Raw genomic sequence first — 6,216 nt, forward strand, 5'->3', positions numbered from 1 at the left:
CCGGCTACCGGGGGCGCCGACGGCTCCCGGCCGCGGCTTCCTCGTCGTCGCGGTCCTCGTCGTCCTCGTCGTCCTCCTCGTCGTCGTCTTCCTCGTCTTCTTCGTCCTCGTCGTCCTCGGACTCGGGTCCGGTCCCTGACGCGGCCCGGGCCCCGTCCTCGTCCCGCTCGTCGTAGCGGTCCTCGGGCTGCTCCTCGTCGTCGCGTTCCTCGTCCTCGTCCTCGTCCGGCTCGTCGCGGGCCTCGCGGTCCTTCTGCTCGCCGCGCGCCTCCTCGTCCTTCTCCTCGCCCTCGTCGCCGCCGGCCTCGCGGTCCTTCTCCTCCGGCTCCTCGTCCGGACCGCGGACCACCTTGCCGTCGCGGATCTCCCCGCGCCAGGCGCCCGTGGCCTCGCCCCGCATCATCACGAACTTGCGGTAGAGCTTGAGGTCCAGCCGGGCACGGCGCCCCTGGGCCCGCCAGATGTTCGCCGTCTTCTCGAACAGTCCCTTGGGGTAGTACTCCAGGACCAGCAGGACCTTGGTGAGGTTCTCGCCCGCCGGGTGGAAGGTGACCACGCCCCGGGTGGTGCCCTTGGCCCCTTCGGACGTCCAGGCGATCCGTTCGTCGGGCACCTGCTCCATGACCGTGCCGGTCCACGCGCGGCTCGACTTGGCGATCTTGACCTCCCACTGGCTCGTGGTCTCGTCCTTCTGCTCGACGTTGACCACGCCCTTGGTGAACCGGCTGAACTCCGTGAACTGCGTCCACTGGTTGTACGCCTCGCGCACCGGCACACCGACGTCGATGTCCTCGATGACGGTGATGCTCTTGGCCCCGCCGCCGTGTGACGGTCCGTGCTTCAAACCGATGGCTCCCTTGATCTTGTCCTTGACGGCTTCCTTGGCGTGGGAGGCGACCTGCCCGCCGATCAGCTTGCCGCCCTTGCCGAGCACGCCGACGAGGTTGCCGGGGCTCACGTGGGCGGAGCCGAGCCGGGTCGCCGCGTCGCCCACCTTGGTGCCCATGCCGGTCAGCATGTGCTGCAGACGGGCCTCGGCGTACGCCCCCAGCTCCTCCACCAGCTTGTTCGCGCCCGGACTGTTCAGGAGCCCGGTCACGGCCGACGAGCCGTGTCCGGATGCCTTGCCGTCAGTCATCGTCCGACTCCCTCGCTCGCTGCGACGAGGGGCGGCCCTCCGCCTTGCGGGTCCGGTCCTGCTCCTCCTCGCGCGGCCGCTCGTCCCGCGGTTCCTCGTCCCGCGGTTCCTCGCCCCGCGACGCCTTCTCCTCGCCGCCGCCCTTGGCCCCCGGCTGTCCCTGCAGGCCCAGGGTGCGCTGGTGCAGGGCGTCGGCCAGGTGGCCGGCCTGGGCGTTGAGCACGGACCCCACCGCGGCCCTGGTCGCGTCCGTCAACTCGGTGCGGGCCTGCCGGTTGAGGTTGCCGAGCGCGGGGGCGAGGGCCTCGGCGAGGTCTCCGCTCTTCGCCCGCCTGGCGGCCATCGCCAGGGCGAGCCCCATGGCGGTCTTGGCCCTCCTCTTGCGGCCCAGCAGATAGCCGCCGACGAGGGCGGTCCCGATCTTGGCGTTGTTCATGATGCCGTCTTTCCGAGCTGGTACAGCCTGATCTCTTCCAGCCGCCGCAGCAGCTCCTCCTCGCGTGCCGTGAACTCCTCCTCGTCGATGCGGCCTTCGAGCCGCGCGCGCTCCAGGTCGGCGAGCGCCGCCTGTACGGGGGTGGGGTCGTAGTACTCGCGCTCCGCGATCTCCACGACCCGGTCGAGCACCCAGCCCACGCCCCGTACCGGGGCGAAGGGCAGGGCCAGGACCTCGAAGACCAGTCCCACGGTGCCTCCTCGTGTCGGTCGGCCCGGTGCCGTCGGCGTCCGTCAGGCGAAGCTGTAGGGCGGCAGCGGGCCGCGGAGCCGCAGCTCGACTCCCTCGGGCAGTTCTTCGTTCAGCTCGCCGCAGGAGCCGGTGAACTCCTCGGCCTTCTCCCGGTCCACCAGGAACGAGGCGTTGACGAAGTACTGGTCGGACGGCGGCGCCAGGCTCTCCGCGTACACCAGCGGTCGCAGCGCGGCGACGACCTGCTCGGCGAGCGCCTCCTGGCGGCCCTGGACCTCCTGGGCCACGAGCTGGCCGAGTTCCATCCGCTGCTCGTGGCTCCCGCCGCCCTCGCGGGTCGCCTCGTTCAGCTCCCGGATCCGGCCGGACTCCGCGACGATCTGCCGCAGCAGGGTGTCCTCGTCCTGCACCCCCTTGACGTTGAACTCGACGCGGTCGGTGAGTTCGGACAGCCGCTGGGCGTACTGCTCGGCACCCTGTTCCAGCACGGCGCGCACGGCCTCCTCGTCCTGGGCGACGAAGCCGAAGCCCAGCGGCAGCGAGACGCCGTCGGACCAGAGCCGTTCCTGCACCGCGTGATGGGCCGCCAGATTCCGGCGCGCGATCGACAGGTCCTGCGGCGCCTCGCTGACGACGGCGCACAAGGAGTCGCCGCGCACCACCCGCAGCTCGGCGGGCGACTCACCGACGCCTTCGAGGTCGTCCAGGCGCAGAGGGTGCGACGCCTGGGTGATGGCGTAGACGTACAAGGACATCGCTCACTCCTCGCGCTCCCTCGAGGCACGGCGTTCCGCACCGCGCTCGACGGTTTCGCGCTCCCGCCGTTCCTCCTTGCGCCGGGGCCGTTCACTGCCCTCCAGCTCGTCGCGGCGGCCCTTCTGGAGCGACTCGGTGAAGGCCTCGACGGCGCCGGTCAAGGCGCCCTTGCTCTTGCCTCTGGCGCCGCCCTCGGTGACGCGTTCCATGACGTCGGGCAGCTGGGCCGGGGCCTTGCGGCCCGATTCGAGGTCCAGCCGGTTGCAGGCCTCGGCGAAGCGCAGATAGGTGTCCACGCTGGCCACGACGACCCGGGCGTCGATCTTGGCGATCTCGATGCCGACCAGGGACACGCGGACGAAGGCGTCGATCACCAGACCGCGGTCCAGGACCAGTTCCAGTACGTCGTAGAGGTTGCCGGAGCCCGAACTGGGGGCGGGTGCCGCGCCACCGCCCGGCATCACAGTCACGATCTGCTCCCTTCGTTGCGGTCGATCTGGGCGCGCGTGTAGCGGCGCCCGCGCTTGTAGGCGAGCAGTTGGCCGGCCGGGTCGAGGGCGACCTCGTAGCTGGCCATCACGCTCGTGGTCTCCGGGACGCGCTCCAGTTCCAGGACCTCGACCTCGGCCTGCCAGCCGTCGTCCGTCGGCCTCAGGGCGGAGACGGACTCCGGTCGCCTGCCCAGCAGCTCGGCGAGCTGCTCGGTCGCCTGCCGCATGGCCTGGGCGGCGGAGACTCTCTGATTCTCTGGCATATCCTCACCAACCATCGTCAACCTTCTGTGTCTCCCAAAAGCGGCGTGTCTATCTCAAAGACGGACAAGTTTTCGCGAGGTATCCGGATCCGGGCCGGGGCCCGCGGCGTCTACGCCGGTATTGATCTGGAAGAACCGCCTGCTCGGCAGCGACCGGACGGACCCGACGGGTGCCTCGGGGTCGCGATCCGCCTCCCGGTGCGGGTCGTGGTGCTCCTCGTCGTCCTCCCGCTCCGCATGGCCCGGGACGCGCTCGTCGTCGCCGGGCGGGTCCTGCGCCACGCGGTGCTCAGGCCGGCGGGGCGGGCACTGGCGTGGCTGGGGCGAGCGGCGCTCGTCCGGCCGTGCGCGGCGCTGTGGCGCCGGGTGCTGGTACCGGCCGGCCGGGCGCCGGCCCGGCTCGGAACCGGCTGGTCCTCCTGGCGTGCGGCCGGCTGTACCGGTGGGTCCTGACGCCGGCCGGGCACGCGCTCGCCTGGACGGGGCGCGGGATCGCGGCCGGGCCGGCGTGGCTGTACGCGCGCGTGCTCACGCCCGTGCTCCACACGGCGCTGTGGGTCCTCACGGGCGTCGGCGCCGTGCTCGCCGCCGTGGGGCGGGGCGCGTCCACCGCCGTGGCCCGGCTGGCGCGGTACCTCGCCGTCCTCCCCGCCGTCCTGCTGTACGCGTGGGTCCTCGCGCCGGTCGGGCGGGCGGTCGCGTGGTGCGCGACAGGGCTGGCGCGGGTCGTGGGCGCGCTCGTCACGGGCGTCGCCCTGGCCCTGTACTGGACCGGCCGGACCCTGGTCGCGCTGCCCGCGCTCGCCGCGTGGCGGTGGGTGCCCGGGCCGGCCGGACGGGTGCTCGCGGCCGTCGGGCGGGAGGCCGGGGCCGCGCTGGGGCACGCCTGGCGGGTCGCGGGCCGCATCTCGGGCGCGGTCGGGCGGTTCCTCGGGACGCTCCTGCGGTGGGTCTTCGTGGAGCCGGTGCGCCGGGTGTACGCGCGCGTGCTGACGCCGGCCGGACACGCGGTCCGGGACACGGTCCTGCGGCCGGCCGGTCAGGCGCTGCGCGCCGCGGGGCATGCCGCCCGGCAGGCCTGGCGTCCGCGTGGGAGAGCGCGCGGCAGGCGCGCGCCGACGTCCGGCGCGTGCTCCTCGGCGACCCCGGCCGGCCGCGGGCGGCGGCCCGGCGGGAACCCGCGGCCGCCGACACACGTACTCTTGGTAGCAGTACGACCGCTCTCACGAAGGACTGAACGACACTGGGCAAGCGACAGCCCGAAGGCCCGCCGCCGGCACCCGCGGTGCAGCGCGTCCGACTGCGCTACACCAAGCGCGGCCGCCTCCGGTTCACCAGCCACCGTGACTTCCAGCGCGCCTTCGAGCGTGCGCTGCGCCGCGCCGAGGTGCCCATGGCGTACTCGGCGGGGTTCACCCCGCACCCGAAGGTGTCGTACGCCAATGCCGCACCCACCGGTACGGGCAGCGAGGCGGAGTACCTGGAGATCGCGCTCACCGAGCCGCGCGATCCGGAGAAGCTCAGGCTCCTGCTCGACGAGTCGCTGCCCACCGGGCTCGACGTCGTCGACGCGGTCGAGGCCCGTACACCGGGGCTCGCCGACCGGCTGACGGCCTCCGTCTGGGAACTGCGCCTGACCGGCGTGGACCCGGCCGACGCCGCGCGTGCCGTGGCCGCCTTCACCGCGGCCGGGACCGTCGAGGTGCAGCGGCTGACCAAGAACGGCGTGCGCACCTTCGACGCCCGCCCGGCCGTCGTGAGCCTGGAGACAACAGAAGGGCACACTTCGCAGGCTGATAGGCCGACGGACCAGCCCTGTGCGATACTGCGGCTGGTTGTTCGGCACGTGACGCCTGCCGTACGACCCGACGACGTCCTGTCCGGTCTCCGCGCCGTGGCCGACCTGGCGCCGCCGGTCCCCGCAGCGGTGACCAGGCTGGCGCAGGGGCTGTTCGATGAAGAGACCGGCACGGTGACAGACCCGCTCGCGCCTGACCGCGAGGCGGGTCCCGCGTAGGACGGACGTCGAAGCGCCGCCCTCGGACTCGGGAGCCACCTGGGTCGGGCAGCGCACCGACCAGCAGACTTTCGCCAGGCCGTCCGCAACACGGCGGACGGAACCGGCGAGACAGGACAACAGAGAGCTCCCGTGCGGCGCCCGCGCCCCGGACGGCGGCAGTCGCGCATCGCGCGAGCCGCGGACGTCACCGGCACCACCGCCGGACCAGGCGCGGCGCCCGGGAGCCTGACGGGAGAAACGCCCGCATGCTCGAGCCGACCGAACCCACCGAGGGTTCCGAACTGAACACCCCCAGCGACACCCTGCCGCCGCGTCGTCGGCGCCGTGCCGCATCCCGACCGGCGGGTCCGCCCGCCGCCACGTCCGAGACGCCGGCGGAGACCGTCGCGCCGGCCATACCGGCCGCCGACGCCGCCGACCTCGCATCGGGCGACGTTCCCGCCGAGGCCGCCGGCCCCGCTGCCACCGACCTGTCCTCCGCGGCCGCCGAGGAGGCCGGAGAGGCTGACGAGGCGCTCGCGGCCAGTGCGGCCGAGACCGCCGAGGCCGACGAGGTTTCGGAGAGTGCTGTGACTGCCGAGGCCGACGAGGTTCCCGCGCCCGCCGAAGAGCCCGCGCCCGCCGGGCGCACCCGTCGGCGGGCCACCCGCCGCGCGTCCGCGCCCGCCGGGTCCCCGGCGTCCGCGCAGACCGCGGAGGCCGCCGAGACGGTGGTTCCGGCCGCCGCGCAGGCCGCCGAGCCGGTGGACGAGAGCCCGGTCGCCCGGGTCGCCGAGGAGCTCGCCCCGCCGCAGCGCCGCCGGGCCACCCGCCGCGCGTCCGCGCCCGCCGGGGCTCCGGCCACCGAGACCGCCGTCCCC

7 protein-coding genes and 2 pseudogenes are annotated in these 6,216 nt (G+C 73.8%); 3 read left to right on the forward strand and 6 right to left on the reverse strand.

Going from position 1 to position 6,216, the window contains the following annotated elements:
- Positions 1 to 4 precede the first annotated feature (4 nt).
- From ACFF45_RS24605 to ACFF45_RS24630, 6 genes are read right to left on the reverse strand one after another with little or no spacing between them, the layout of a single operon-like run.
- Entirely contained in the window at positions 5 to 1,138 is a 1,134-nt protein-coding gene (locus tag ACFF45_RS24605; protein WP_381348624.1) for an SRPBCC family protein, read from the reverse strand.
- Positions 1,131 to 1,574, reverse strand: a complete 444-nt coding sequence (locus ACFF45_RS24610; protein ID WP_381348625.1) for a hypothetical protein — start codon at positions 1,572 to 1,574, stop codon at positions 1,131 to 1,133. Before ACFF45_RS24610 ends, ACFF45_RS24605 begins: the two co-directional genes overlap by 8 nt.
- Positions 1,571 to 1,825 (reverse strand): gas vesicle protein GvpG, encoded by a 255-nt coding sequence (locus ACFF45_RS24615; RefSeq protein ID WP_381348626.1) that lies wholly within the window; start codon positions 1,823 to 1,825, stop codon positions 1,571 to 1,573. The genes ACFF45_RS24610 and ACFF45_RS24615 overlap by 4 nt, the downstream gene beginning before the upstream one ends.
- 42 nt (positions 1,826 to 1,867) lie before the next feature.
- On the reverse strand, positions 1,868 to 2,581 hold the full coding sequence (locus ACFF45_RS24620; RefSeq protein WP_381348627.1) for a GvpL/GvpF family gas vesicle protein: 714 nt from the start codon (positions 2,579 to 2,581) through the stop codon (positions 1,868 to 1,870).
- Between the two features lie 3 nt (positions 2,582 to 2,584).
- Positions 2,585 to 3,043 carry a gas vesicle structural protein GvpA gene (locus tag ACFF45_RS24625; RefSeq protein ID WP_381348631.1) on the reverse strand — a complete coding sequence of 153 codons (459 nt, stop codon included), beginning with the start codon at positions 3,041 to 3,043 and terminating at the stop codon, positions 2,585 to 2,587.
- A 5-nt stretch (positions 3,044 to 3,048) separates the two neighbouring features.
- Entirely contained in the window at positions 3,049 to 3,351 is a 303-nt protein-coding gene (locus ACFF45_RS24630; RefSeq protein ID WP_381348628.1) for a gas vesicle protein GvpO, read from the reverse strand.
- 105 nt (positions 3,352 to 3,456) lie between these two features.
- On the opposite strand from ACFF45_RS24630, the pseudogene ACFF45_RS24635 reads away from it, so the two are divergent.
- The 3 genes and pseudogenes from ACFF45_RS24635 to ACFF45_RS24645 all read left to right on the forward strand — a co-directional run.
- Positions 3,457 to 4,573, forward strand: a pseudogene (locus ACFF45_RS24635) (phosphatidylglycerol lysyltransferase domain-containing protein).
- Between the two features lie 48 nt (positions 4,574 to 4,621).
- On the forward strand, positions 4,622 to 5,353 hold the full coding sequence (locus ACFF45_RS24640; RefSeq protein WP_381348629.1) for a TIGR03936 family radical SAM-associated protein: 732 nt from the start codon (positions 4,622 to 4,624) through the stop codon (positions 5,351 to 5,353).
- A gap of 248 nt (positions 5,354 to 5,601) precedes the next feature.
- Positions 5,602 to 6,216 (forward strand): annotated as a pseudogene (locus tag ACFF45_RS24645) (Rne/Rng family ribonuclease); the annotation flags it as partial.

This window comes from Streptomyces cinereospinus, from assembly GCF_042430725.1.
Lineage (GTDB): Bacteria > Actinomycetota > Actinomycetes > Streptomycetales > Streptomycetaceae > Streptomyces > Streptomyces cinereospinus.